The following is a 23,920-nucleotide window of genomic DNA, read 5'->3' on the forward strand; positions in this document are numbered from 1 at the left end:
GCGATGGGTACGGGGGTTACCGTGAAGGTTCTTGTAACGGGTGGGGCCGGCTTTATCGGCTCGCATCTATGTGACTTGCTGTTGGCACAGGAACGCCAGGTAATATGTGCCGACAATTTTTCGACCGGCTCGGAGGAAAACATCCGTCACCTTCTGGGCAATCCAGATTTCGAGTTCCTCAGGCACGACGTTACCGCGCCTCTCAAAGTCGAAACGGATGAGATCTTCAATCTCGCCTGCCCGGCCTCGCCCGTTCACTATCAGCGGATTCCGATCGAGACGACCAGGACCTGCGTCTATGGAGCGATCAACATGCTCGATCTTGCATGCGCTTCCGGGGCCAGGATCCTTCAGGCATCGACATCCGAGGTCTATGGCGATCCGCAAGTCCATCCTCAGACCGAGGCCTATTGGGGCCACGTCAATCCGATCGGACCGCGCAGCTGCTACGACGAAGGCAAGAGATGCGCCGAGGCGCTGTTCTTCGACTACTGGCGCCAGTCGAAGTTACCCATCAAGGTGGTGCGCATATTCAATACATACGGACCCCGCATGCACCCGTCGGATGGACGCGTGGTCAGTAATTTCATCGTCCAGGCCCTGCGGAACGACCCCATTACAATCTACGGCGACGGAAGCCATACGCGCAGCTTCTGCTATGTCGACGACCTCGTCGACGCGATGGTTCGGATGATGGCTACGCCCGCCGATTTCGTAGGCCCCCTCAACGTTGGAAACCCGACGGAAGTCACGATCCTGGAACTGGCCGAACTGGTATTGAGCCTTGTCGGCGGCAAGTCCAAAATCGAGTTCAAGCCCCTCCCGCAAGAAGATCCCCGCCAGCGCCAGCCCGACATAGATCTGGCGCGAGCGACGTTGGACTGGTCCCCTCGCGTCGCTCTCGAGGATGGGCTCGGCGAGACGGTTCGCTACTTCCGCCGGCTGATCGACGGCAAGTGACGGCGGGCGCCGCTTTAAGTCTTTGTTTTGATGCATGTCGTTGGCCCAGAACCGCCGCACGCTTCTGGGCGACATGCATCAAATTAGCCCCGCATCTTGCGCAGGCGCCAGGCGTCGAGCGTTTCGTCGATTATGCGTTCGGGCACATGATCGAGCTCGAACACGGCCTCGATATCGAGCACGTCCAGTTGGTCGAGGAAACCGGCGGGCGTCTCGCCATGGCGCAGCCGAGCGGCATCCTTTGCCGTCGTGACGAGGCGCAGCCCCTCCTGCCGGGCAAGCGCCAGGAGGTCGGCAAGCTCGTCCTGGGCGTAGAAATGATGGTCCGGGAAGGCTCGCGACAGCGCGACCTCGCCGCCCGCGTCGCGCACCGTGTCGAAGAATTTCTCCGGATGGCCGATGCCGGCGAAGGCCAGGAAGCGCCCGCCGGCGAAGCGCGACGAGTTGGCCGGCTCGACATGCGCCAGGAAGATTGGCCGGCCGGCGCGCGCCGCCTGGCGCACGACGCCGTCGGCGGCGGCCCCCTCGCCCATCTTCAGCAAGCCGCTGGTGAAGACCAGTTGGTCGACGACCCTGGCGCGGAGCGGCCCGCCGGGGATGACGCGGCCGTTGCCGATGCCGAAGCGGGCGTCGACCACGACCAGCGCATAGTCGATATGGACGCGCGCCGACTGGAAGCCGTCATCCATGATCAGGAAGTCGCAGCCATGTTCCTCGATGAGCAGCTTCGCGCCGGCGGCGCGGTTCGCCGTCACCGCGACCGGCGCATGTTCGGCCAGGAGCAGCGGCTCGTCGCCGACATGCTTGGCGGCGTCATGATGCGCGTCGACGACATGCGGCTTGGCGAAAGAACCGCCGTGACCGCGCGACAGGAAGCCTGGCGTGAGCTGCATGTGCCTGGCCTGCTTGGCCAAGGCGATGGCGACCGGCGTCTTGCCGCTGCCGCCGACGGTAAGGTTGCCAACGCACAGGACCGGCGCTGCGACCTTCTCGCGCGGGGCATGGCGCATGCGGCGGCCGGCGACCAGCCCATAGACCACCGATGCCGGCGACAACGCGAAGACGCGCCAGTCCGGCCTTTCCCACCAGAAGGGTGGCGCTTCGCTGGTCATCGCGCCAGCCCCATGCGTCTTGGCTTCGCGCATGGACTTTTCCAAAAACCGGTCCCGATTTTTGGCATCATGATCTAGCGACCGTTTGCGCCTTCCAGGCGCGCCTTGACGACGAGCGGCTGGATATAGGGCTCCAGCGATTTCAGCGTGCGGGCAAGCGCGCCGCGCATCTCGTCGACGGTGGCGGCACCCGCCGCCATCATTTCGTGGCGCGCCACTTCGTTGGTCAAAAGGAAATTGACGGCTCCGGTCAGCATGTCGCGGTCACGCACCAGCTTGGCGCCGCCGCTGTCGAGCAGGCGCTGGTAGGCCTCGCGGAAATTCTGCACGTTGCGGCCGGCAAGCACGGCGGTTTCGAGCATCGCCGGCTCGAGCGGGTTCTGGCCGCCTTCCGAAGTCAGCGAGCGGCCGACGAAAGCGATCTCGGTCAGCCTCAAATAAAGGCCCATTTCGCCGATCGTATCGCCCAGAAGGATATCGGTGTCCGGCGAGATGCGGTCGCCCTTGCCGCGCCTTGCGACCGTCAGCCCCATGCCGGAAATCTGCGCTGCAAGCGCGTCGGCGCGGTCGGGATGGCGCGGCACGATGATGGTCAAGAGCCCGTGATGGCGTTTGTGCAGGCTGGCATGGACCTCGGCGGCCACGACCTCCTCGCCGTCATGGGTCGAGATCGCCGCCCAGGTCGGGCGATCGCCGATCTGGCGCTGCAGGGTGGCCAAAGCCCGCTCGTCGGCCGGCGGCGGGTTGGTGTCGACCTTGAGGTTGCCGGAGACGGTGACGGGCCGGGCGCCGAGCGCGCGGAAGCGCTCGCCGTCGGTATCCGACTGGGCGATGACATGGGCGAGGTTCTCGAACAGTGCCTCGGCAACTCCAGCTCGCTTCTTCCACGAGGTGAAGGAGCGGTCGGACAGCCGGCCATTGACCAGAACCTGCGGCACGTTGCGGGCGCCAAGTTCCAGGATGGTCATCGGCCAGATTTCCGATTCGGCGATGATCGCCAGTTCCGGCCGCCAGTGATCGAGGAAGCGGCTTACTGCGGGCTTGAGATCGAGCGGCACATATTGGTGGATGATGCGGCTGCCGAGACGCTCTTCGGCGACCTTGGCCGAGGTCACGGTGCCGGTGGTCAGGACGATGTTGACGCCATAGTCGAGGATGCTCTCGACCAGCGGCACCACCGCGATCGTCTCGCCCACGCTTGCGGCATGGATCCAGATCACCGGCCCTTCCGGTCGGGGACGGCCGGCAACGCCGTAGCGCTCGCGGCGGCGGACGCGATCCTCCTTGCCGCGCGAGGCGCGCCAGGCGACATAGGGTCCGATCAGCGGATAGGCGGCCGCCCCCGCATAGCGGTAGGCGGTGAGGGCCGCGCGTGCCCAACGCTCGCTCATTTTCCGCCATCCACGAGGCGATAGGCCTCGGCCGTCGCAGCGTTGAGGGAGGCCGTGACCTCCTGGCGCTTGCGCTCCATCTCGGCCTCGTCGGCATCGGCCGGCACGAAAACCGGCGGGCCGACGATGACCGCCGAGCGGCCGAAAGGCAGGTTGATGGTGGTCTTGTCCCAGCTCTTTTCCAGCACCTTGCGGCGGCTGGTGGCGATGGCAGATGGGAGGATCGGCCGGCCGGAAAGCCTTGCCAGAAGCACGATGCCGAGCCCCGCATCGCGCGGCGTGCCGTTCGGGATGTCGGCGATCATGGCGACGTTCTTGCCCGCGAGGAGCGACTTCTTGAGCGCGATCAAGGCCTTGGCGCCGCCTTTGTCGAGGTGCCTCGAACGGTTGCGGCCGCCCGAGCCGCGCACCGCCTCAATGCCGAATTTCTCGAGCATCAGCGCCTGGAGCTCCGCATCGGCGCTGCGCGAGACCATGGCGACCAGCGGCCGTCCCTTGGGATAATAGGCAGGGGTCAGGAGCTGCTGGCCGTGCCAGAGCGCGATGATGCCGGGCTCGAGATGCGCGTAAGCGCCGCCGGCGACCTGCGTCGAGCCCTCGACCAGCGGGCTGGTGAGGCGAATCAGCCGCAGGAACCAGGCGAACAAGCTGGCGATGAAGTTCTTGACGAAACTCGACTGCGCCAATGGCTCGCGGATGCGCCGCCACAGCGTGCGTGTTCCGCCGCGCCTGGCGGCGTGCCGCCGGGTCGTCCCTTTCACCGCTTCATGCTCCATCGACGTCAACCGCCGACCTTCGATTCTGGATCGAGCAGACGGTGCAGATGAACAACGAAATAGCGCATATGAGCATTGTCGACACTGGCCTGCGCCTTGGCTTTCCAGGCGCCAAGCGCGGTTTGATAGTCGGGATAGATGCCGACAATGTCGAGGGAGTCGAGATCGCGGAACTCGGTTCCACCCAGCTTTTTCAGCTCGCCGCCGAACACCAGGTGCAAAAGCTGCTTCTTTCCGTCTTCCGCGGCCATGCCGATCCTTCGCATATTCATGAATTGTGACAGGTCTAGACCAAAGCAGCCGGTTTTGGAACTGCCGACCGCCTCACCCTTCGTCAAGCCCGGCAATGACGCCGGTAAGCACGCCGAGCAATTCGCCGCTGCCGGCGGCGAGCGCGCCGTGATTGATCACCTCGCCGGCATAGCGCGGCGGCTTGCCGGCGCGGTCGAGCAATGCGCCGCCCGCCTCGGTGAGGATGAGATCGGCGGCGGCGATGTCCCAGTCATGCGCGCTCGGCTTGACGAAGGTCGCGTCGAGCTTGCCGGCGGCGATCATCGCCAGCCGATAGGCGAGCGAAGGAATGTAGGCCGTCCGCCGCAGCCTTTCCTGCCAAGCCTGCGGCATCAAGTCGACCAGCGGCTTGGGGCCGCCGATATCGACGTCCTGCCCAAGCGGACGCACATGGATGCGCTTGTCATTGAGATAGGCACCCTCGCCCGGCAGCGCCCAATAGGTCTCGCGCTTGGCCGGGCATTCGAGCACGCCGGCGAGCGAGCGTCCGTCCTCGACCACGGCGACGCTGACGCACCAGGAATGCAGGCCGTCGAGAAAGCCACGCGTGCCGTCGATCGGGTCGACGACGAAGGTGCGGCGAGCCGACAGCCTGGCATGGTCGTCGGCGGTCTCCTCCGACAGCCAGCCATAATCCGGACGCGCCCGCAGCAAGGTCTCGCGCAGATAGGCGTCCGCCGCATGGTCTGCCTCGCTTACCGGCGAGGTACCGCCCTTCATCCACACCTGCGGGTTGTTGCCGAAATAACGCATGGCGATGGCGCCAGCCTCGCGAGCGGCCTCGCGCAGCAGAGCGAGGTCGTCGCGGGCCTCATTCGAAGTCAATTGGTCAAGCGCCGGCAAGGGTCATCCCTTCAATCAGGAGCGTCGGCGCCGCCGTGCCGAAATTGCGGTCGAGATCGTTCGCCGGCACCATGTTGAGGAACATGGTCTTCAGGTTCGAGGCGATCGTCACCTCGGCCACCGGATAGGCCAGCGCGCCGTTCTCGATCCAGTAGCCGGAAGCGCCGCGGCTGTATTCGCCGGTCACCATGTCGACGCCCTGGCCGAACACCTCTGTGACATAGAAGCCGCTCTTCAACGACGCGATCAGATCTTCCGGCGAACGCCTGCCCGGCTCGATGGCAAGGTTGGTCGATGACGGCGAAACCGACGAGCCGCTGCGCGAGCCGCGTCCATTGGTGACGAGACCGAGCTCGCGCGCGGCCGAGGTCGACAGGAACCAGTGGTTCAACATGCCCTTCTCGACCATCAGCAGCTTGTCCCCCTCGACGCCCTCGCCATCGAAGGGGCGCGAGGCCTGGCCGCGCCGCCGCAAAGGCTCGTCGGTGACGGTGATGGCGGCCGAGGCCACCTGCTTGCCCATCATGTCGCGCAGGAAGCTGGTCTTGCGGGCGACCGCGGCGCCGTTGATGGCGCCGGCCAGATGGCCGGCTATGCCGCGCGCGACGCGCGGATCGAACACCACGTCGACCGGGCCGGTCGCTGCCTTGCGGGCGCCGAGGCGGCGCACCGCCCGTTCGCCGGCCTTGCGGCCGATCTCTTCCGGCGCGTCGAGATCGGCGAAATGCTGGCGCGAGGAGAATTCATAGTCGCGCTCCATCGCCGTGCCCTCTCCGGCAATGACGCTGGTCGAGCGCGAGAAGCGCGAGGCGACATACTGGCCGACAAAGCCATGCGAGGTGGCGAGAACCAGGCCGCCCAGGCCGGCGCCGGCGCTGCTGCCCGCGGAATTGGTGACGCCCTTGACCGCCAATGCGGCTGCTTCGGCGGCAAGGGCGGCTTCCTTCAGCTGGTCCGCCGATACCTCTGTCGGGTCGAAAAGGTCAAGATCGCGCAAATTGCGGGCGAGCAGCGCGGGGTCGGCGAGGCCTTGAAACGGATCCTCGGGCGAGACTTTCGCCATGGCCACGGCACGCTCGGCAAGCGCCTTCGGGTCGGATGCGGCGGTGGCCGAGACGCTCGCCACACGCTGGCCGACGAAGACGCGCAGCGAAACATCCTCGCTCTCCGACGATTCAGTGCCCTCGACCTTGCCCAGCCGGACCGAGACGCCGGCCGAGCGACCGCGCACCGCCACCGCGTCGGCCGCGTCGGCGCCTGCGCGCCTGGCAGCCTCGACGAGCGCCGCGACGCGATCGGTCAATTTCGCTGCGTCGAGCTTATCGGTCATGCGGTTGTTCCTGTTTGTTCACGCGGCCTGGGAGGGTAGTGTCCTGACGACCACCCGCACCATCTATGGATGCCATAGGCACCATCATAGATACGTCCGCACCATCTATTGTTCCACCGACGCTAGTGCAATGGCGGATGCGGCAATCTCAAGGCAATCGCCGTGGTTCGTGTCGGATGCTTTGCCGCAGCGGGCAAGAAGAGAGCGTTACTCGGCCACCGGCGCCCAGATCACGTCGTCGATCCTTGCGGCGCCCGTCGCCAGCATCACCAGCCGGTCGAAGCCCAGGGCCGAGCCGCTTGCCTGCGGCATTACGGCCAGAGCCGCAAGGAAATCCTCGTCCAGCGGATAGCGCTCGCCATAGACGCGCTCCTTCTCGTCCATCTCGGCGATGAAGCGGCGGCGCTGCTCGGCAGGGTCGGTGAGCTCGCCGAAGGCGTTGGCGAGCTCGACGCCGCAGCAATAGAGCTCGAAGCGCTCGGCGACGCGCGGATCCTCGGCACTCGGCCGGGCGAGCGCCGCTTCCGAAATCGGATAGCCGTATAAGATGGTGGCGCGACCCTGCCCCAGCGCCGGCTCGATCTTTTCGACCATCACCCGGCTGAACAGGTCGGCCCAATTGTCGTCGGGCGCGGTGCGCAGGCCGGCACGGACCAGCGCTTCGTGAAGCGCGCCGCGGTCGGTGCTGCCGTCGACTGACACGGTCGCCAGCAGGTCGATGCCGGCATGGCGGGTAAAAGCCTCGGCCACGCTCAGCCGCTCCGGCCCGGCGAACGGATCGGCCTCGCGGCCGCGGAACCGGAAACTCTTGGCGCCGGCCTTTTCCGCGGCGAGCGCCAGGAATTCGGCGCAATCGTCCATCAGGCGCTCGTAAGTTTCGCCGACGCGATACCATTCGAGCATGGTGAACTCGGGGTGATGCAGCGGCCCACGCTCGCGGTTGCGCCAGACGGGGCCGAGGCTGAAGATGCGTTCCTCGCCGGCGGCGAGCAGCTTCTTGCAGGCGAATTCGGGCGAGGTGTGGAGATAGAGCGGCCGGCTCGATGCGTCGGGCCCAATCGCCTCGGTGGCGAAGGCGGCGAGATGCGCCTCGTTGCCCGGCGAAACCTGCAGCGCCGAGGTCGTCACCTCGACGAAATCGCGCTGCGCGAACCAGCCGCGAAGGGCGGCGGCGATGGCATTGCGCGCCATCAGCCGTGGCCGGCGGTCGGCATGGATATCAGGCGTCCACCAGGGCGAAGCGGCGGTCATGGGCAGGAAAATCGCTCGGCAGGCTGGCGGTTCGACGCAAGATGCGCTAGGGCGCACGCGATGGCCGCCGTCGCCGCTTCGCGGAAATCGACGCTTGCAGGCCGACAAACTCGAATGGGATCGAATACCGTGGTCAAGGTCATCGCCAGTTCCTTACGCAAAGGCAACGTCGTCGATAAGGACGGCAAGCTCTATGTCATCCTCTTTGCCGAAAACATCCACCCTGGCAAGGGCACGCCGGTGACCCAGCTCGACATGCGCCGCATCGGCGACGGGGTGAAGGTCTCGGAGCGCTACCGCACGACCGAAATGGTCGAGCGCGCCTATGTCGAGGAACGCGAGCACACCTTCCTCTATTCCGACGACGAAGGTTTTCATTTCATGAACCCGGAAAGCTACGACCAGGTCGTGGCTTCGGAAGCCGTGGTCGGCGACTTCGCGCCCTATCTGCAGGAAGGCATGGCCGTCCAGCTGGCGCAGTTCAACGACGTGCCGATCTCGCTGGTGCTGCCGCAGCGCGCCACCTTCGAGGTGGTCGACACCGAGCCGGTCACCAAGGGCCAGACGGCGTCTTCGTCCTACAAGCCGGCGATGCTCTCCAACGGCGTGCGCACGGCCGTGCCGCCGCATATCTCCGCCGGCACGCGTATCGTGGTGATGACCGCCGACGGGTCGTATGTCGAGCGCGCCAAGGACTGAGATTTACGGCATTCGTTGCAACGGCTCGCCTGGAGACAGGCGGGCCGTTTTTGTTTCGAAAAGAGTCAACCCGCGGGTCCATTCCGGCATGCCGTCCTCGTGGCGGCGCGCAGAATGCCCGAGTTAGCGGTTTTGCCGTTCTCAAACCCCTTTTCCGAAAACTTTCCAAGCGTCTACTATGTGCACATGCAGGGGACTCGCATCGCTTTTGGTCCGTTCGTACTCGATCCAGACACCGGGACGCTCTTTAAAGAGCGGATCCCGATCGCTGTTGGGCATCGTGGGCTGACGTTGCTTGCCGCGCTTGCGGCACGGCCCGGCGAGATCCTGACCAAGGCCGAGCTGATGGACGCTGCCTGGCCGGGCACCGCCGTTGAAGAAGGCAACCTTACCGTCCAAATCGCGACTCTAAGAAAGGCTCTCGGTCCGGCTGACAACGGCGGTGAGTGGATCGCCACGGTGCCTCGCGTCGGCTACCGCTTCACCGGGACTGTCGAGCCAGCCGCGAGCGCATCCGGCAAACCGACACCAGCGTCCGGCAAGCCGTCGATCGCGGTGCTGCCTTTTGCCAATTTGGGCGGCGATCACGACCAGCAGTATCTCAGCGACGGCATAACCGAGGACATAATTACGGAGCTGGCCAGGTTTCGCTCCCTCCTCGTCATCGCCCGCAACTCATCCTTTCAGTTTCGCGATCCGGCATCGGACATTGCCGAAGTCCATCGCAAACTCGGGGTTCGCTACCTGGTCGAAGGCAGCATACGAAAGCTCGGTGATCGCATTCGGATCACCACACAATTGATTGATGCCGCCACCGGCACCCACCTGTGGGCCCAACGGTACGATCGGGCCCTCAACGACATCTTCGCATTGCAAGACGAGGTTGCTGCTCTCATCGCCTCGATGGTCGAAGGCCAAGCGGAGGCCGATTCGGCGAGCCGCTCCAGACGCAAGCCTCCGGCCGATTGGGATGCATACGACTACTACCTGCAGGGGCGTGCGCTCTTCCATCGATATGAACTGGACAAGTCCGAGCCCCTCTTCGTTCGGTGTGTCGAACTCGATTCGACATTCGCCCAAGGCCACGCCTTCCTCGCGCAGGCCCTCGTTGGCAGATTTTGGTACGACAACGATCCGCGGACGCTGCAGAAGGCCTGGGACTCGGCACGAACGGCGCTCGCTCTCGACAGGAGCGATGGCGTCTGTCACCAGAGCATGGGATTGGTGCTTACGCATATGCGCCAACATAGCGATGCGGGAATGCATTTCGAGCGAGCACGCTCGTTGAACCCTTTAGATGTGAATATCGCAGGAGACTACGCAAGCTGGCTCAACTACGGTGGTTGGGCCGAGATGGCGCTCAACGTGCTCGAAAGTGCGCTGCTGCGCGACCCCTTGCCTCCGGTATGGTTCTGGGAGGTGAAGGGCAGCTCACTCTTCCTGCTGGGAAGGTACTCGCAAGCCGTCAGTTCGTATCAGAAAGCCGGAGACCAATTCTTCACTCATGCCTTCCTCGCAGCGGCATACGCACATTTGGGTGAGATGGAGAAGGCGCGCGCTGAAGTCGAGGAAGCGCTGACAAGGAAACACGACGTGACTGTTCGACTGATTTCAGGTCTCCCGTTCGCCGACCCAGTCGCTCACGAGCTTTTCACTTCAGGCTTCAGAAAAGCCGGTTTTCCCGCGTGAACGTATCTACGATCCTGGCCTATTTCGACTTTGGTAAACATGCGGACGATCCTGATGCCCCACAGGACAGCAGGCCCGCCTGCAACCAAGCGAGCCACGGTCAGCACGGTTGCCCGCCGTCTGGGTGTTAGGCTCTCACCCGAAGCGATCCTGCCAGCGGTGACAGGTACAAAGTGGTGACCTTGGCCCCAAAGCCCAGCTTGGCTAGAGTTCGAAAGATGCTGGACGCCATTCACCACGTTGCGCTTATCTGCACCGATTACGATCGGTCGCGACGGTTCTATGTCGAGCTCCTCGGCCTGGACCTGATCCACGAGGTCTATCGGGAGGAGCGGCAGTCTTGGAAGGCCGACCTGCGGATCGGATCCGCCCTGCTGGAATTATTCTCCTTCCCTGACCCAGCGCCGCGGCCGTCCTATCCAGAGGCGACAGGGCTGCGGCACTTGGCATTTGCTGTAGGAAACCTCGACCCCGTAGTTGCGCGCCTGGAAGCCGCCGGCGTTGCCGTGGAGGCAATCCGGATCGACCCATATACGGATCGGCGCTTCACCTTCTTTAGCGACCCGGATGGATTGCCGTTGGAACTCTACGAGGCGCAATAAGGTATCGTTTATACGACAGTCCGCGTATCGCGCGCAGCAGCGATCCAGGCGGAACCCTAAGGCGGGTGACCAGTTGAAAGGGATTGGAAAGGAGACAACGTCATGGCCGACGGTTCCGCCCTGCAACCCGCTGCTGCGATCGCTCACAAGAACCGCGCCCGCCAGCCGAACGAGAGCGCCGAATACCGCAAGTCGCGCGAGGCCCTATTGATCGAGGAGATCGAACTCAACCGCCACATCGCGCGCGTCGCGGCCCAGCGTCGCGCCTTGCCGCCTGGCGGCGAGGTGAAGGGCGACTATCAGTTCATCGGCGAAGCCAGCAGCGTGGCCGGCGCCAATCCAATCGGCTTCGAGGAGCTCTTCGGCGATAAGGACACTCTGTTCGTCTACAACTGGATGTATGGCCCCAAGCGCCAGCGCCCTTGCCCCATGTGCACCGCGCTGCTGAGCTGCCTGGACGGCAACGCCGACCACCTCCGCCAACGAATCGCCCTCGCCGTCGTCGGCCTTTCGACCATCGAGCGGCAGATTGCCTTCAAGGTAGAGCGTGGCTGGAAGAACCTGCCTCTCTACGCCGACGTCAACGGGAATTTTAGCCGGGACTACCACGCGATCATGGACGACGGGACCGACACCGCCGCCGAAAACGTCTTCACCCGGCGCGACGGAACCATTCGGCACTTCTGGGGCGCGGAACTGGGTTTCGAGTCAGCCGATCCGGGCAAAGACCCGACAACCGAGCCCGACTTGATGATGCTGTGGAACGTCCTGGACTGGACGCCGGAAGGCCGCGGGACCGACTGGTACCCGAAGATCACCTACTAAGCGGTCGAGATGGTTTGCCAGAGGTATGGCGTAGCGGAAAAGGGTGGAGACCTGCCAATCCGCTCACGGTTCCGCTCAAGGCATTCGCATGTTGTCACCAAACGTCTGCAATTGGTGCTCAGTGGCCAATCCGGCGCGTAAGTATTCCGCGCTGTCTAATTGGCCACACCATCAGCTGCCATTTCCACCGGTAAGCCCGCAGCTTTCCACTCCGGCATGCCATCCTCCATCCGGCGCGCCGCAAGCCCGAGCGAGCGCAGCGCCGCGACAGCCTCGAAGGACATCACGCACCATGGGCCGCGGCAATAGGCGACGACCTCCTTGCCGGTATCGGCACCGCCGGACCACGCCTTGATTTCGCTGAGCGGGACATTGATGGCGCCGGGCACATGGCCGAGCGCGAATTCATCCGCCGGACGAACGTCGATCAGCGTCACCAACCCGTCGCGCATCAGCCTCTGAAGCTCGTCGCGCGTGACCGACCGCATGTCATCACGCGCGTCGAAATAGCCGCGCACGATGCGGTCTACCTCGGCGAGATGCCGCTCGGCGACGCCGCGCACCGCGGCGAAAGCGGAAAGCACGCTCGCATCGGCCAGCGAATAATGCACGAATTTGCCGTCGCGCTCGGCCGAGACGATGCCGGCGCGGCGCAGCGCCTGCAGATGCTGGGAAATGTTGGCGACAGGCTGGCCCAGCTTGACCGCCAGCGCCTCGACGCTGCGCGCGCCCTGCGCCAGATGCTCGATCATTTCCAGGCGCAGCGGATGACCGAGCGCCTTGGCCACGATCGCGAACTGCTCGTACAGCGCCTGTTTCGGATTGCGGATTGACATCGCCTTTTCGCTAACGCATCGTCATTCAATAGAATTGTTGAATGGCAGTTTCAGCTCGGACTGTCAAGCAGGGCACGCTGCCCGGCACATTCGCCCGCTCGGAGGAAAAAGCGATGATTCTCAGGCAGTTCCTGCATAGCGACCCGGTTGCCGCCTCCTACCTGTTCGGCTGCGGCGGCAAGGCTTCCGCGGCCGTGGTTGATCCGCTCGGCGACATCGCGACCTATGTCGAGGCGGCGAATGCCGCGGGCATGCGCATCCTCTATGTCGTCGACACTCATATCCATGCCGACCACATCTCGGCCGGCCGGGCGCTGGCCGAGGCGACGGGCGCCGACTATGTGCTGTTCGAGGGCGCCGAAGCCGGTTTCCCGTTCCGGCGGGTGAAGGACGGCGAGGTGCTGGAGCTTGGCAACGTCACGGCGACCGTCATGCATACGCCGGGCCACACGCCGGAGCATTTGAGCCTTCTCGTCACCGACCGGACACGGTCGGCCGAACCCTGGTTCGTGCTCACCGGGCACACGCTGATGGTCGGCGATCTCGGTCGCACCGAGCTTGCTTCAAACGCCGAGGACGGCGCTCGCGCGCTCTACGCCAGCGTGCGTCGCCTGAAAGAACTGCCCGACCACATCGAGGTGCTGCCCGGCGCCTATTCCGGCTCGGTCTGCGGCCGCTCGCTGAGCGGCAAGCCGACGTCGACCATCGGCTTCGAGCGGCGCTTCAACAAGGCCTTCCGCATCGAGGACGAGGATGAGTTCGTGGCCGCGATGACCGCCGATATCCCTCCCCCGCCGCCAGAGGCCGCGCGGACCCGGGCCGTCAACGCCGGGGCGAAATCTTGAGCACAGCGGCGCCCGCCGTCGCGCTCGGCCTCAAGGCCAACTGGAAGCAGTTTTCGCTGCTGGTGCTGATCAACGCCTTTGTCGGCGGCATGGTCGGCATCGAGCGCACCGTGGTGCCGCTGATCGGCGCGGAGGAATTCGGCGTTGCGTCGACCACGCTGGTCGTCTCCTTCATCGTCAGCTTCGGCGTGGTCAAGGCCTGCGCCAACCTCGTCTCCGGCCAGCTTGCCGACACATGGGGGCGCAAGCGCGTGCTGATCCTCGGCTGGCTGTTCGGTCTGCCGGTGCCGTTCATCATCATCTCAGCGCCGAGTTGGGGCTGGATCGTCGCCGCCAACGCGCTGCTCGGTATCAACCAGGGGTTCGCCTGGTCGATGACGGTGATCATGAAGGTCGATCTGGTTGGGCCGAAATCGCGTGGGCTTGCTGTCGGGCTCAACGAGTTCGCCGGCTACCTCGCCGTCGGCGTCACCGCCTTCCTCACCGGCTATATGGCCAGCCGCTACGGGCTGCGTCCGGTGCCGATCTATCTCGGCATCGGCTACGCGGTCCTTGGCGCCGCGCTGTCGATCCTGCTCGTGCGTGACACGCGCGAGCATGTGCGGCTGGAACTGGCCAACCATCCAAAACAGGCTTCGCCGCTGAGCTTCCGCGAGATCTTCATGCTGACCTCGTTCGGCGACCGCAATTTGTTCGCCGCCTCGCAGGCCGGCCTGGTCAACAATTTGAACGACGGCATGAGCTGGGGGCTGTTTCCGCTTTTCTTCGTCGCCAATGGGCTCGGCGTCGAGCGCATCGGCATCCTCAAGGCGGTCTATCCGGCGGTGTGGGGCATCTTCCAGGTCGCCACCGGGCCATTGAGCGACCGCTGGGGCCGCAAGGGACTGATCGTCGCCGGCATGTGGGTGCAGGCGGCGGGGCTTATGCTCACCGCCATGACGCGCGATTTCGGCTGGTGGCTGCTGGCGAGCCTGCTGCTGGGCCTCGGCACGGCGATGGTCTATCCGTGCCTGATCGCGGCGGTGTCGGACGCATCGCATCCCTCCTGGCGGGCGCGCTCGCTCAGCGTCTACCGTTTCTGGCGCGATCTCGGCTATGCGGTCGGGGCGCTGTCCGCAGGCCTGATCGCCGACTTCTTCGGTTTCGTCGCCGCGATTGCGGCTATTGCCGCATTGACCTTCCTGTCGGGCGCGATCGTCGCGGTGACGATGCGCGAGACGCGTTCCGCCGCCGTGGTTCCGACATCGGGCGATCGTTGAGACCGCCTCCAAAACGAGGGCCGCGTTTACGTTAATGGAAGCTTGATGCTGCGCGGGACGTGCCCGTCCGCTACAATCTGGACAGGTACATTTCCTCGAGATCGTTCATGAGCAACCCGAACCGCATGCCGTGGGTGGATACGGCAAAAGGTCTTTCCATCATCCTGGTGGTGATGATGTATGCCGCCTACAACACCGGTGAATACACCGGCGGCGTCGGCTTCCTGCATTACGTCATCGGCTTCGCGACGCCGTTCCGCATGCCGGAATTCTTCCTGATCTCGGGCCTGTTCCTGTCGCAGGTGATCGACCGGCCATGGCGGCGCTATGTCGACCGGCGCGTCGTCCATTACCTCTATTTCTATGTGCTTTGGGCGACCATCTCGATCGGACTGAAGATCGGCATCTTCAGCCGCGATCCGGCCGGCATGCTGCACGATCTCGCGATGGCCGCCGTCGAGCCGTACGGCGTGTTGTGGTTCATCTACATGCTGGCGGTTTTCGGGATCGTCATCCGCCTGCTGCGGGAGCTTCGCGTGCCGCACTGGGTCGTCATCTTGGCTGCCGCCGCGCTGCAGATGTGGGCGCCGAAGCCGGACAGCTACGCGCTCGAGCAGTTCGCCGCCTATTTCGTGTTCTTCTATCTCGGCTTCGTGCTCGCGCCGCTGATATTCCGGGTGGTGGAGTGGACGCAGGCCCGGCCGGCGGTCGCCGTTCTCGGCCTGCTCGCCTGGGCGCTCGTCAACGGCCTGCTCGTCTATTCGCCGGGCTACGCCGTGCAGCCGGTCGGCATGCAGATGGGCCTGGCGGCATGGCCGCCGCTGCATCTGTCGCTTGCCGTGGCCGGCGCGGTGGCGCTCTGCGTCGCCGGCGGTTACCTGTCGAAATTCACTTCCATGGAATGGCTGCGCTGGCTCGGCGAGCATTCGCTGGTCGTCTATGTCGCCTTCACCATCCCGATGTCGATCTTCCGCGGTGTCATGCTGGCAAGCGGCCTTCTGACCGACACCGGCATGCTGAGCCTCGCCGTATTGCTCGTCTCGATCGTCAGCCCGGTTGTGCTTTACTTCATCGTCAAGCGCATCGGCTTCGGCACTTTCCTGTTCGAACGGCCGGCCTGGGCGCATGTCGACAGGCCGAACGCCGCCAAGGCCTCCAGCATGCCGCGGCCGGCACGCGAGGCGGCCTGATCAGGCCGCCCCATCCGTTAGCCCGTTACTTGCCACCGCCGTGTCCCGGGCGCCGCGCGGCCTTGATCTTGCCGCTGCTGCCGCCGCCGCAGAAGAAGCAGCCGCCGCCGTCGGATTCCAGCCCCGACACGCCGGAGGGCATCGCCAGTTCCTGCAACACGTCGCCTGTGTCGGGATCGACGCGCACCAGATCGCCCTCCTCGCCCTCCCAGGTGGCATGCCAGAGCTCGCCATCGACCCAGGTGACGCCGGTGACGACGCGCTTCGATTCGATCGTGCGGATCACCTTGCCCGTTTCAGGATCGATCTGATGGATCTTGTGTGCCCGGTATTCGCCGACCCAGAGCGAACCCTCGGCCCAGGCCATGCCTGAGTCTCCCCCGTTGCCGGGGGCAGGAATGGTTGCGACGACCTTGCCGATCTTCGGGTCGACCTTGTGGATACGATCCTCGGCAATCTGGTAGAGATATTCGCCGTCGAAGGCAGTACCGGCATGCGAGGCGACATCGATCGTACGCACGATCATGCCGCTGTCGGGATCGAGCACGTTCAGCTTGTCGCCACTGGCGAACCAGACATTTTCGCCGTCATAGGTAACGCCGTTAACGCGCTCGACGCCGGGGAACGGTCCGTATTCACGCAGGATCTCGGCAGCGGCTCGTTTCATTTTCCAAATCTCCATCGGTCTCTTGTGTCAGCTTCGACTCTAGCCGCCCGGCTACAAACCTGAGAGTAACAACACAGTCGCGAATTTACCGAAGCCGGCGCCTTAAAATTCGACGCAGATCTTGCCGAAATGCTTTTGGCTCTCATACGACCTGAAGGCCGAAGCAATCTCGTGCAGCGGAAAACTACGACCGATCACGGGCCTGAGGCCATTGACCGTTATCGCCCGGATCATGTCTTCCTGGTCAGCCCTGTTCCCGACAGAAATTCCACTAACGCGGATCTGATTGGAAAACAGCGCCGGGATCGACACTTCTCCGGCGAAGCCGGTCAACACCCCGATCAGAGCGATGTGGCCGCCTATCCTGCAAGCTGTTATCGACTGGGCCAGCGTGCCTGGACCGCCGACCTCGACTACATGATCGACACCGCGCCCATCGGTCAGGTCCCTCGCCTTGCTCCCCCAGTCCGGCACGGCCTTGTAGTTGATGAGAGCATCGGCGCCGAGTCGCCGTAGCTTTTCGAGCTTCGCATCAGAGGAGGATGTAGCAATAACACGGGCACCAGCCATCTTGGCGAACTGCAGCGCGAACAGCGACACGCTGCCCGCGCCGAGGATCAGCACCGTATCGCCGGGCTTCACCTGACCGCACACCACCAGGCCTCTCCAGGCAGTGACCCCGGCGCAAGTGAGTGTAGCCGCCTCCACGTGGGTGTAACCCGCCGGCGCTTTCGTGAAAGCCTGCCAGGGCATGCACGCATACTCCCGTGCATAGCCATCGAGATCGTCGCCCAATTCGCCCTGCTTGTTCGCGCGCGAAGCCTCGCCGCCCAGCCAATCGGGCCAATAGCAACTGACGACGGCATCGCCGGCTTTGAATGCTTCGACACCGTCCCCGACAGCAACCACCTCGCCCGCGCCATCGGATAGCGGAATACGACCGTCGGCGCAGGGCTTCTTGCCCGTGACAACCATGCTGTCGTGGAAATTCAGCGAGCACGCCCGGATCCGGACCAGCAACTCTCCCGATCCGGCTTCGGGCCGATCCTCCTCAACCAGTTCCAGTTTTTCCAGGCCGCCTGGCGCCCGCAATCTGATCAGTTTCATGACGTCTCCTCGATCCAGCGTCGGGAAACTAGTCGCTCGGCAGCGGTCCTGGGAGTAACAACACAGTCGGGAATCCGGTCACCGGCGGCATCATCCAACGGCGCGCCCGGCCGCGGCCGACGGCCTGCACCTTGTGTTCGGCCGAAAGCTGCTCCAGCGCGCGCTGGACGGTGCGCGCGCTGGCGCCAAGCGCGATCGCCAGAGCCGAGCTCGACCAGGCCTCGCCGTCGGTCAGGAAGGCCATCACCGCACCATGCTCCTCCTCGACCGGCGGCGCCAGCACGACGACCTCAGCGGCGCTGACCGGCGTGAGCGCGAAACCGGCGGCCGTCGCGTTGATTTCTGCCAGCCCGGCGAGTTCGGCGCGCAGCCGTCCCATCTCGACCCTCAGCCGCGCGCGATGCGATTCATCGGCGTGCCTAGCGCGAAAGGCGCGCCTCAGCAGCACTTCGCGCGAGGCATCCGCCGGCCATGCCTCGGCAAGCGTGCGCGCCAGCGCGAACAATACAGGCCGGGTCGCAAGCGAAACGACCGCGTCGGCCTGGCGCACGACGTTGCGGCAGGCATCGACGACCAGCGTGCCCGAGGTCAGCAACGCCTCGACCTCGTCGAGCAGCAGTTCTTTCTCGGTGCCGCGCGCGATCAGCCGGCCGACCGGCGTGTTCAGCACCAGGGACGCCGCTTCGACTTCGGCCTGCAATGCCGGGATGTTGGCTTGATAGGCGGCAAGCGACGCCCGGCCGAACGCCGAGCGCGCCGCCTTGGTCCTGAGGCGCCTGACGGCGATGCCGGCGGCGGCCAGTTCATGCGCGACGCGCGCCACGGGCGGCAGCGGCGCCGGATCGAAGTCCGATAGCAGGCGCTCGGCTTCGTCGAGGCGGCCGATCAGGATGAGGCGGCGCGCCTCGAGACTGCCGGCATAGGCAGCGTTCAGCCGGTCGCCATGCGCGGCGAGCGTCGTGCGGGCGGATCGCAGAGCCTTCTCCGGCCAGCCAAGGTCGCGCGACACCAGCGCGATCTCGGCCTCGGCGACGACGCAACGCGCACGCGCCACCGCTTCCCTCGGGCTGAAGGCTCGGGCAGCGTCCTTCAGCAGCGCCTTGGCCTTGGCGAAATCGCCGAGCTGCGCCATCGCGATGCCGCGCAGCGCCAGCGCCGGCGCATCGTCGCGCAGCGCGACGCGCTTCAAGGCGCCGAGCGGATCGCCCGCCGCTAGCGCGCGGCCGGCGGCGTTGATCAGCGAGTCCATGCCGCCGCCTCGAAGCCCGCCACAGCAAATCGCGTCACACTTGTAACTCTCACCATCGCCGGATGCGGCCCTATGTCTGTCCTTGTCACCCCCAACCAAACCCAAGAACGGGACAAGAGCAATGACCCAACACATGAAGACACCGCCGGTCGTTTCGCAGGAAGCGTGGAAAGGCGCCTATGAAGAGATGCTGGTGAAGGAAAAGGCCGTCACCCGCGCCCGCGACGCTCTGGCCGCCGAACGCCGCCGCATGCCGTGGATGGAAGTCAAGAAGGACTACGTATTCGAAGGCCCGAACGGCAAGGCGAGCCTGCTCGACCTCTTCGAAGGCCGCCGGCAGCTTGTCGTCTACCGCGCCTTCTTCGAGCCCGGCGTCTATGGCTGGCCCGAACATGCCTGCCGCGGCTGCTCGCTCGGTGCCGACCAGGTCGGCAACCTCGCGCACCTCAACGCCCGCGACACCACGCTTGCCTATGCCTCGCGCGCGCCGCAGGCCGACATCCAGCGCCTGAAGCAACAGATGGACTGGAAGATGCCCTGGTACACCATCACCGACAGCTGGGACAAGGATTTCGGCGTCGACGAATGGCATGGCCACAACGTCTTCATCCATGACGGCAAGCGCATCTTCCGCACCTATTTCGTCAACAACCGCGGCGACGAAGCCTTTGGCACCGTCTGGAGCTATCTCGACGTCACGCCGCTCGGCCGCCAGGAGGTGTGGGAGGATTCGCCCGAGGGCTATCCGCAGACCCAGACCTACAAATGGTGGAACTGGCACGACAGTTACGAAGCAGGCGCCGCCCCCGACCAGAGATGGGCCGAGGTGTCGGATGCCGGTGAAGCGGCGTTCCGCAACAAGAACGCCTGAGCGTGAAGCTGGTCCGGCGGCGCAAACCGCGCGCCGCCGGAGCCGATCGCCTCGCGCTTGTTCCAATGGGCTTGCAAACCTGCCCGCATCAGAAGGTGGATATCATGAGCATCGACTCCCCTCACCCGCCCGGCCTGAGCGGCTTCGGCCTCGCCGACTGGCTTTGCCTCGCCGCGGCGCCCACCTTCGCCACGATGGCGCTGCTGACGGCCGCCTATGGCGGCCAGGACATGATGTGCATGTCGGGCGCCTCGGCGCTCGGCGGCATGGTGCCGATGTATCTCCTGATGGCGGCGTTCCATCTTGCGCCGTGGCTGCGGCTGGCCGCGCGGCGGGGGTGAGATCTTCGTTTGAGCGCCGTATTGCCCGATCACCACTGCGAAATCGAGTATCCGACCCGCTACCCTCCAGGTCTTGACGAAAATAGGCGCGCCTGAGACACGGGGGCAAATGGAGACATTTGCTCCATGGGAGATGAGCAGGCGGTGGGCAAGCTGTGAAGCGCGTTTTTCGATTGCTTGCCGCGGCGATCATGGCGTCCGGCGTGACTGGGTGCACCAGCATTTCCTACTATGCGCAATCACTGGAAGGCCATGTCGGGATCATGGCTGCCCGCAAGAATGTTGCGAAGCTGATCCATGATCCTTCGACGCCAAAGGCGTTGCGCGCCAAGTTGACCTCGGCTAGCGTCATACGCCGCTTTGCCACGGAAGAGCTGGCACTGCCCGACAACAGCAGCTACCGCAGCTATGTCGACGTCGGTCGCAACGATGTGACCTTGGCCGTGTTTGCCGCGCCGCAATTTTCTCTCGCGCCGGTAACATGGTGCTTTCCGGTCTTCGGCTGCGTTCCCTACAAGGGTTATTTTTCGCGCAAAGACGCGCTCGAAAATGCCGCTGGGCTGCAGCGGCAGGGGCTGGACGTCTATGTGACAGGCATCACGGCCTATTCCACGCTGGGCTGGTTCAGCGACCCGCTGCTCAGCACCATGCTGCGTCAGAACGACACCTATCTGGCAAGCCTTGTCTTCCATGAGCTGGCGCATCAGAAAGTCTATGTGAACGGCGACTCCGCGTTCAACGAGGCTTTCGCGGTTTCCGTCGAAACCACCGGTACGAGGAAATGGCTGCGCGCCACCGGCAATCGCGCCGCATTGCGCAGCTACGAAATCGATCGCAAGCGCAAGGCGGATTTTCTCGGACTGATATCGAAAACCCGGGACGAGCTGAGCCAGGTCTATGGAAGCCCGCGTAGCCCGGAGCACATGGCGGCCGCCAAAGCCGCCACGATCGACAGGCTGCGGATACGCTATCGGCAAATGCGCGACAAGCGATGGGCCGGATACCGCGGATACGACGCCTGGTTCGATAGCCCGATCAACAACGCAAAGCTTGCCGCGACCGCTGTCTACGGCGAACAGGTTCCGGCGTTTCTTCGCTTGTTCGACTTGTGCTCCGGCGACTATCCGAGGTTCTACGCTTCCGTTCGGCGGATCGGGGCTTTGCCCGCGCCTTCCCGTGCCGAGGCGCTTAGAACCATGGCTGCGTGTCGTTGACCATGTAAGGAACTCGGCATCCGGAGGCCGCGCGGACATGTTGGACAATTATGAGGTGGACAGGTTCGGCGTGATCCACCAGATCGACTTCACACCGATCAAATACGACAAGAAATACATTTCCTATTACGAGGACTTGAGCGACCGCACCATCAAGCTCGGCTATCAGCGGCTTGGCTGGGTGCTTGGCATCACCGGCGAGATTCCTCGCTCGGTGCTGGAAATCGGATATGGCACCGGCACATTCATCGAGGCCGCCAAGATGACCGGCGTCGCCGATTGCGCCGGCTGCGATATCGCCGAGTTTCCCCTGCCCAAAGGGGTCCGCTTTGTCGACTGGGATCAGGCGCTCGCCGGCACCTGGGACCTCGTCGCCATGTTCGACGTGCTCGAGCACATCCCCGATCTCGGTTTCCTTTCCCGCCTTCAGACCCGCCACCTGGCCCTCGCCGTCCCCTATTGCCGCTGGCGCGAGCTCGGCGCCGACGGCGACGCTTGGTTTGACAAGTGGCGCATGCGCCTGCCCAACGAGCACCTGCACCATTTCGACCGCGACTCGCTGGTGGCGCTCCTGGCGGCCAGCGGATTCGAGTGCGTGACGCTGAACTGCTTCGAGGACGGGATCAGGCTGCGGCCAGGCGAAGCGGGTCCGAACATTCTGTCAGGCTTCTTCAGGAAGAAGGCCCCTGAAGCCGGCTGAGCGCCAATAACGGACTACTCCGCCCAAGCAAGTTCGCCCAGGTGGCGACGGACCCAGCTCATCTCCTCGGAAGCCGTGCGTCCAAAATGCCGCTTGAAGTCGCGGCTGAACTGAGCCGCACTCGCATAGCCGACCGAAGCCGCGACCTGAGCGATCGTGCCCTTGCGCGCGATCATCAGCCTTGCCTCGTGCAGCCGCATGGCTTTCACGTACTGGATCGGGCTGCTTCCGGTCATCTCCTTGAAATGAACGTGGTAGGAAGGCACGCTCATGCCCGCTTCTCTCGCCAGATCGGCGACCGAGATTTCCGAGCTGTAATTTTCCCGCAACCATGCGAGGCTCCGCACGATCCTCCCCGACCTGCCTCTTTGCTGCAGGGCCGCGACCATCGCGCCTCCCTGCGGGCCAATCAGGACCCGGTAATGCAGCTCGCGCAGAAGGCTTGATCCAAGAACGGCGGTCTCGGCAGGATTGCGAAGCGCCGTCAGCAGGCGCAGCAGGACATCCTCGATATCGGAGCCCATCCTGCTCGATACGAGACTTCGCGGCCGGTCGCTTCCCACAGCCGAATGCATCTCCAGCTGCGCGGCAATGTCGGCCGCCATGCGCATGTCGAACTCGACATAGACCGCAAGCAGCGGGCGATCGGGACTGGCCGACGACTCCATTCGAAAGGGAACAGGGACCGACACCGCCAGATAGTGTTCTTCATCGTACAGGTAGACCTCCCGTTCGAGGATGCCTCGCTTGCTCCCCTGCAGGACGAACACCGCGCCCGGCTCATAAAGCACCGGGACGTCATGGAGCACTGCCTCCGTCCGGAGCACCCGCACGCTCTCGAGCGCGGTCGCATTATATCCATTGCGACCGGCGAGAGCTCCGGCCAGCTCGACCAGTCTCCGTCTTCGTCCGATGTCCACCCTAATAGGATTTGGCAAGGTATTCATAGAAACCACAATCGAGGCCGCCGTGAGATCATACTATTTGCCAAGCTGCACTCCATCAATGAAGGACCGCAGATCATGGCAAAAAAGACCTTCTTCATCACCGGCGCCAATTCGGGCTTTGGCCTCGCCATCGCCTCCGCCGCCATCCAGATGGGCCATACGGTCATTGGCACCGTCCGGTCCGAGACGTCACGCGCGGTACTTGCCGGATCCCTCCCAGCGATCCGCACAGTCACCTGCGATGTCACGGAGTTCGACCGCGTGCCGGACGTCGTCGCACAGGCGGAGGAAGAGCACGGACCCGTCGACGTCCTGATCAACAATGCCGGCTATGGCCACGAGGGCGTGCTTGAAGAGTCCCCGCTCGAAGAAATGCGGCGTCAGTTCGATGTGAACGTCTTCGGCGCCGTGGCTGTCGCCAAGGCGTTCCTTCCCAGGTTCCGCGAGCGACGTCGCGGCTTCATCGTCAACGTCACGTCGATGGGCGGCATGATCACAATGCCGGGCATCGCTTACTATTGTGGCAGCAAGTTCGCGCTCCAGGGCATATCGGAAGTGATGCGTTCCGAAATGGCCCCGTTCGGCGTTCGCGTTGCCGCCGTCTGCCCAGGCTCCTTCCGGACGGACTGGGCCGGACGCTCGATGGTCCGGACCGAAAGGTCCATCGGCGACTACGATGCGCTCTTCGATCCGATCCGAGAGACGCGACAGGCGAAAAGCGGCAAGCAACTTGGCGATCCGGATAAGCTTGCGAAGGCCGTATTGGCTTTGGTGGAATCCGAAGCCCCGCCGCCGCAGCTTCTGCTTGGCAGCGACGCCCTCAAGCTCGTGTCCGAGCGAATCCAGCGCCTGCAGCAAGAGATCGAAGCCTGGAGGGCCGTAACCGTCTCGACCGATGGCTGACGGCGTAGCGGCAAGGGCAAAC

At 64.4% G+C, this 23,920-nt stretch carries 24 protein-coding genes and 1 pseudogene; 13 read left to right on the plus strand and 12 right to left on the minus strand.

Annotated features, from left to right (window positions below; genetic code table 11):
* The first annotated feature begins 3 nt into the window (after positions 1-3).
* Positions 4-960, plus strand: a complete 957-nt coding sequence (locus FJ956_RS22175) for a UDP-glucuronic acid decarboxylase family protein (protein ID WP_140680560.1) — start codon at positions 4-6, stop codon at positions 958-960.
* Between the two features lie 83 nt (positions 961-1,043).
* Here FJ956_RS22175 and lpxK read toward each other — a convergent pair whose 3' ends face one another.
* The 7 genes from lpxK to epmA form a co-directional block, all read right to left on the minus strand.
* Positions 1,044-2,072 (minus strand): tetraacyldisaccharide 4'-kinase, encoded by a 1,029-nt coding sequence (gene lpxK, locus FJ956_RS22180; protein WP_140680558.1) that lies wholly within the window; start codon positions 2,070-2,072, stop codon positions 1,044-1,046.
* A 74-nt stretch (positions 2,073-2,146) separates the two neighbouring features.
* Positions 2,147-3,463 carry a lipid IV(A) 3-deoxy-D-manno-octulosonic acid transferase gene (gene waaA, locus FJ956_RS22185; protein ID WP_140680499.1) on the minus strand — a complete coding sequence of 439 codons (1,317 nt, stop codon included), beginning with the start codon at positions 3,461-3,463 and terminating at the stop codon, positions 2,147-2,149.
* Positions 3,460-4,239 (minus strand): lysophospholipid acyltransferase family protein, encoded by a 780-nt coding sequence (locus FJ956_RS22190; RefSeq protein ID WP_140680497.1) that lies wholly within the window; start codon positions 4,237-4,239, stop codon positions 3,460-3,462. The genes waaA and FJ956_RS22190 overlap by 4 nt, the downstream gene beginning before the upstream one ends.
* A 5-nt stretch (positions 4,240-4,244) precedes the next feature.
* A complete protein-coding gene (locus FJ956_RS22195) occupies positions 4,245-4,490 on the minus strand; it encodes a DUF4170 domain-containing protein (protein ID WP_140680495.1) in 246 nt (81 codons plus the stop codon).
* Positions 4,491-4,563: 73 nt separating this feature from the next.
* A complete protein-coding gene (locus tag FJ956_RS22200; protein ID WP_140680493.1) occupies positions 4,564-5,373 on the minus strand; it encodes a 3'(2'),5'-bisphosphate nucleotidase CysQ in 810 nt (269 codons plus the stop codon).
* Positions 5,360-6,703, minus strand: coding sequence for a TldD/PmbA family protein (locus tag FJ956_RS22205; RefSeq protein ID WP_140680491.1), 1,344 nt, complete (start codon positions 6,701-6,703; stop codon positions 5,360-5,362). The genes FJ956_RS22200 and FJ956_RS22205 overlap by 14 nt, the downstream gene beginning before the upstream one ends.
* Before the next feature lie 207 nt (positions 6,704-6,910).
* The gene (gene epmA / locus FJ956_RS22210; protein WP_140680489.1) at positions 6,911-7,954 is read right to left on the minus strand and encodes an EF-P lysine aminoacylase EpmA; all 1,044 of its coding nucleotides are present in this window, start codon (positions 7,952-7,954) and stop codon (positions 6,911-6,913) included.
* 129 nt (positions 7,955-8,083) lie between these two features.
* Here epmA and efp point away from each other — a divergent pair, with 129 nt between their 5' ends.
* The 4 genes from efp to FJ956_RS22230 all read left to right on the plus strand — a co-directional run bounded on the left by efp (position 8,084) and on the right by FJ956_RS22230 (position 11,769).
* Positions 8,084-8,653: an elongation factor P gene (gene efp, locus FJ956_RS22215; protein WP_210241595.1), complete on the plus strand. Its 570-nt coding sequence runs from the start codon at positions 8,084-8,086 to the stop codon at positions 8,651-8,653.
* A 114-nt stretch (positions 8,654-8,767) separates the two neighbouring features.
* A complete protein-coding gene (locus FJ956_RS22220) occupies positions 8,768-10,342 on the plus strand; it encodes a winged helix-turn-helix domain-containing tetratricopeptide repeat protein (RefSeq protein ID WP_246672141.1) in 1,575 nt (524 codons plus the stop codon).
* A gap of 218 nt (positions 10,343-10,560) precedes the next feature.
* The gene (locus tag FJ956_RS22225) at positions 10,561-10,944 is read left to right on the plus strand and encodes a VOC family protein (protein ID WP_140680485.1); all 384 of its coding nucleotides are present in this window, start codon (positions 10,561-10,563) and stop codon (positions 10,942-10,944) included.
* 102 nt (positions 10,945-11,046) lie between these two features.
* Positions 11,047-11,769, plus strand: coding sequence for a DUF899 family protein (locus tag FJ956_RS22230; protein WP_140680483.1), 723 nt, complete (start codon positions 11,047-11,049; stop codon positions 11,767-11,769).
* A gap of 155 nt (positions 11,770-11,924) precedes the next feature.
* Here FJ956_RS22230 and FJ956_RS22235 read toward each other — a convergent pair whose 3' ends face one another.
* Complete coding sequence (locus FJ956_RS22235) at positions 11,925-12,605, minus strand: metalloregulator ArsR/SmtB family transcription factor (RefSeq protein WP_140680481.1); 681 nt, start codon at positions 12,603-12,605, stop codon at positions 11,925-11,927.
* 41 nt (positions 12,606-12,646) lie between these two features.
* Here FJ956_RS22235 and FJ956_RS22240 point away from each other — a divergent pair, with 41 nt between their 5' ends.
* The 3 genes from FJ956_RS22240 (at position 12,647) to FJ956_RS22250 (ending at position 15,899) form a co-directional block, all read left to right on the plus strand.
* Entirely contained in the window at positions 12,647-13,450 is an 804-nt protein-coding gene (locus FJ956_RS22240; protein WP_246672140.1) for an MBL fold metallo-hydrolase, read from the plus strand.
* On the plus strand, positions 13,447-14,709 hold the full coding sequence (locus FJ956_RS22245; protein WP_246672139.1) for an MFS transporter: 1,263 nt from the start codon (positions 13,447-13,449) through the stop codon (positions 14,707-14,709). Before FJ956_RS22240 ends, FJ956_RS22245 begins: the two co-directional genes overlap by 4 nt.
* A gap of 107 nt (positions 14,710-14,816) precedes the next feature.
* Positions 14,817-15,899 (plus strand): acyltransferase family protein, encoded by a 1,083-nt coding sequence (locus tag FJ956_RS22250; RefSeq protein WP_140680477.1) that lies wholly within the window; start codon positions 14,817-14,819, stop codon positions 15,897-15,899.
* 25 nt (positions 15,900-15,924) lie between these two features.
* Here FJ956_RS22250 and FJ956_RS22255 read toward each other — a convergent pair whose 3' ends face one another.
* The 3 genes from FJ956_RS22255 to FJ956_RS22265 form a co-directional block, all read right to left on the minus strand.
* On the minus strand, positions 15,925-16,566 hold the full coding sequence (locus FJ956_RS22255; protein WP_140680475.1) for a DUF5074 domain-containing protein: 642 nt from the start codon (positions 16,564-16,566) through the stop codon (positions 15,925-15,927).
* Positions 16,567-16,668: 102 nt separating this feature from the next.
* A complete protein-coding gene (locus FJ956_RS22260; RefSeq protein ID WP_140680473.1) occupies positions 16,669-17,673 on the minus strand; it encodes an NAD(P)-dependent alcohol dehydrogenase in 1,005 nt (334 codons plus the stop codon).
* A gap of 28 nt (positions 17,674-17,701) precedes the next feature.
* Positions 17,702-18,922 carry a helix-turn-helix domain-containing protein gene (locus FJ956_RS22265; protein ID WP_140680471.1) on the minus strand — a complete coding sequence of 407 codons (1,221 nt, stop codon included), beginning with the start codon at positions 18,920-18,922 and terminating at the stop codon, positions 17,702-17,704.
* 121 nt (positions 18,923-19,043) lie between these two features.
* On the opposite strand from FJ956_RS22265, the gene FJ956_RS22270 reads away from it, so the two are divergent.
* From FJ956_RS22270 to FJ956_RS22285, 4 genes and pseudogenes are all read left to right on the plus strand, one after another.
* Positions 19,044-19,793, plus strand: coding sequence for a DUF899 family protein (locus tag FJ956_RS22270; RefSeq protein WP_140680469.1), 750 nt, complete (start codon positions 19,044-19,046; stop codon positions 19,791-19,793).
* A gap of 152 nt (positions 19,794-19,945) precedes the next feature.
* Positions 19,946-20,134, plus strand: a pseudogene (locus FJ956_RS22275) (hypothetical protein); the annotation flags it as partial.
* Positions 20,135-20,325: 191 nt separating this feature from the next.
* Positions 20,326-21,348 (plus strand): aminopeptidase, encoded by a 1,023-nt coding sequence (locus tag FJ956_RS22280; RefSeq protein ID WP_140680552.1) that lies wholly within the window; start codon positions 20,326-20,328, stop codon positions 21,346-21,348.
* A gap of 37 nt (positions 21,349-21,385) precedes the next feature.
* Positions 21,386-22,048, plus strand: a complete 663-nt coding sequence (locus tag FJ956_RS22285; RefSeq protein ID WP_140680467.1) for a class I SAM-dependent methyltransferase — start codon at positions 21,386-21,388, stop codon at positions 22,046-22,048.
* A 14-nt stretch (positions 22,049-22,062) separates the two neighbouring features.
* Here FJ956_RS22285 and FJ956_RS22290 read toward each other — a convergent pair whose 3' ends face one another.
* Positions 22,063-22,995: an AraC family transcriptional regulator gene (locus tag FJ956_RS22290; protein ID WP_140680465.1), complete on the minus strand. Its 933-nt coding sequence runs from the start codon at positions 22,993-22,995 to the stop codon at positions 22,063-22,065.
* Between the two features lie 75 nt (positions 22,996-23,070).
* On the opposite strand from FJ956_RS22290, the gene FJ956_RS22295 reads away from it, so the two are divergent.
* Entirely contained in the window at positions 23,071-23,898 is an 828-nt protein-coding gene (locus FJ956_RS22295; protein ID WP_140680463.1) for an oxidoreductase, read from the plus strand.
* The last annotated feature ends 22 nt before the right edge of the window (positions 23,899-23,920 follow it).

It is taken from the genome of Mesorhizobium sp. B2-4-3, assembly GCF_006442815.1.
Classification (GTDB): domain Bacteria; phylum Pseudomonadota; class Alphaproteobacteria; order Rhizobiales; family Rhizobiaceae; genus Mesorhizobium.

Coding starts and splice junctions, on each gene's coding strand:
- FJ956_RS22175 (WP_140680560.1), top strand. CDS start 4: ATGGGTACGGGGGTTACCGTGAAGGTTCTTGTAACGGGTGGGGCCGGC.
- lpxK (WP_140680558.1), bottom strand. CDS start 2,072: ATGACCAGCGAAGCGCCACCCTTCTGGTGGGAAAGGCCGGACTGGCGC.
- waaA (WP_140680499.1), bottom strand. CDS start 3,463: ATGAGCGAGCGTTGGGCACGCGCGGCCCTCACCGCCTACCGCTATGCG.
- FJ956_RS22190 (WP_140680497.1), bottom strand. CDS start 4,239: ATGGAGCATGAAGCGGTGAAAGGGACGACCCGGCGGCACGCCGCCAGG.
- FJ956_RS22195 (WP_140680495.1), bottom strand. CDS start 4,490: ATGGCCGCGGAAGACGGAAAGAAGCAGCTTTTGCACCTGGTGTTCGGC.
- FJ956_RS22205 (WP_140680491.1), bottom strand. CDS start 6,703: ATGACCGATAAGCTCGACGCAGCGAAATTGACCGATCGCGTCGCGGCG.
- epmA (WP_140680489.1), bottom strand. CDS start 7,954: ATGACCGCCGCTTCGCCCTGGTGGACGCCTGATATCCATGCCGACCGC.
- FJ956_RS22220 (WP_246672141.1), top strand. CDS start 8,768: ATGCCCGAGTTAGCGGTTTTGCCGTTCTCAAACCCCTTTTCCGAAAAC.
- FJ956_RS22225 (WP_140680485.1), top strand. CDS start 10,561: ATGCTGGACGCCATTCACCACGTTGCGCTTATCTGCACCGATTACGAT.
- FJ956_RS22230 (WP_140680483.1), top strand. CDS start 11,047: ATGGCCGACGGTTCCGCCCTGCAACCCGCTGCTGCGATCGCTCACAAG.
- FJ956_RS22235 (WP_140680481.1), bottom strand. CDS start 12,605: ATGTCAATCCGCAATCCGAAACAGGCGCTGTACGAGCAGTTCGCGATC.
- FJ956_RS22240 (WP_246672140.1), top strand. CDS start 12,647: ATGGCAGTTTCAGCTCGGACTGTCAAGCAGGGCACGCTGCCCGGCACA.
- FJ956_RS22250 (WP_140680477.1), top strand. CDS start 14,817: ATGAGCAACCCGAACCGCATGCCGTGGGTGGATACGGCAAAAGGTCTT.
- FJ956_RS22255 (WP_140680475.1), bottom strand. CDS start 16,566: ATGAAACGAGCCGCTGCCGAGATCCTGCGTGAATACGGACCGTTCCCC.
- FJ956_RS22260 (WP_140680473.1), bottom strand. CDS start 17,673: ATGAAACTGATCAGATTGCGGGCGCCAGGCGGCCTGGAAAAACTGGAA.
- FJ956_RS22265 (WP_140680471.1), bottom strand. CDS start 18,922: ATGGACTCGCTGATCAACGCCGCCGGCCGCGCGCTAGCGGCGGGCGAT.
- FJ956_RS22270 (WP_140680469.1), top strand. CDS start 19,044: ATGACCCAACACATGAAGACACCGCCGGTCGTTTCGCAGGAAGCGTGG.
- FJ956_RS22280 (WP_140680552.1), top strand. CDS start 20,326: ATGGCGTCCGGCGTGACTGGGTGCACCAGCATTTCCTACTATGCGCAA.
- FJ956_RS22285 (WP_140680467.1), top strand. CDS start 21,386: ATGTTGGACAATTATGAGGTGGACAGGTTCGGCGTGATCCACCAGATC.
- FJ956_RS22290 (WP_140680465.1), bottom strand. CDS start 22,995: ATGAATACCTTGCCAAATCCTATTAGGGTGGACATCGGACGAAGACGG.
- FJ956_RS22295 (WP_140680463.1), top strand. CDS start 23,071: ATGGCAAAAAAGACCTTCTTCATCACCGGCGCCAATTCGGGCTTTGGC.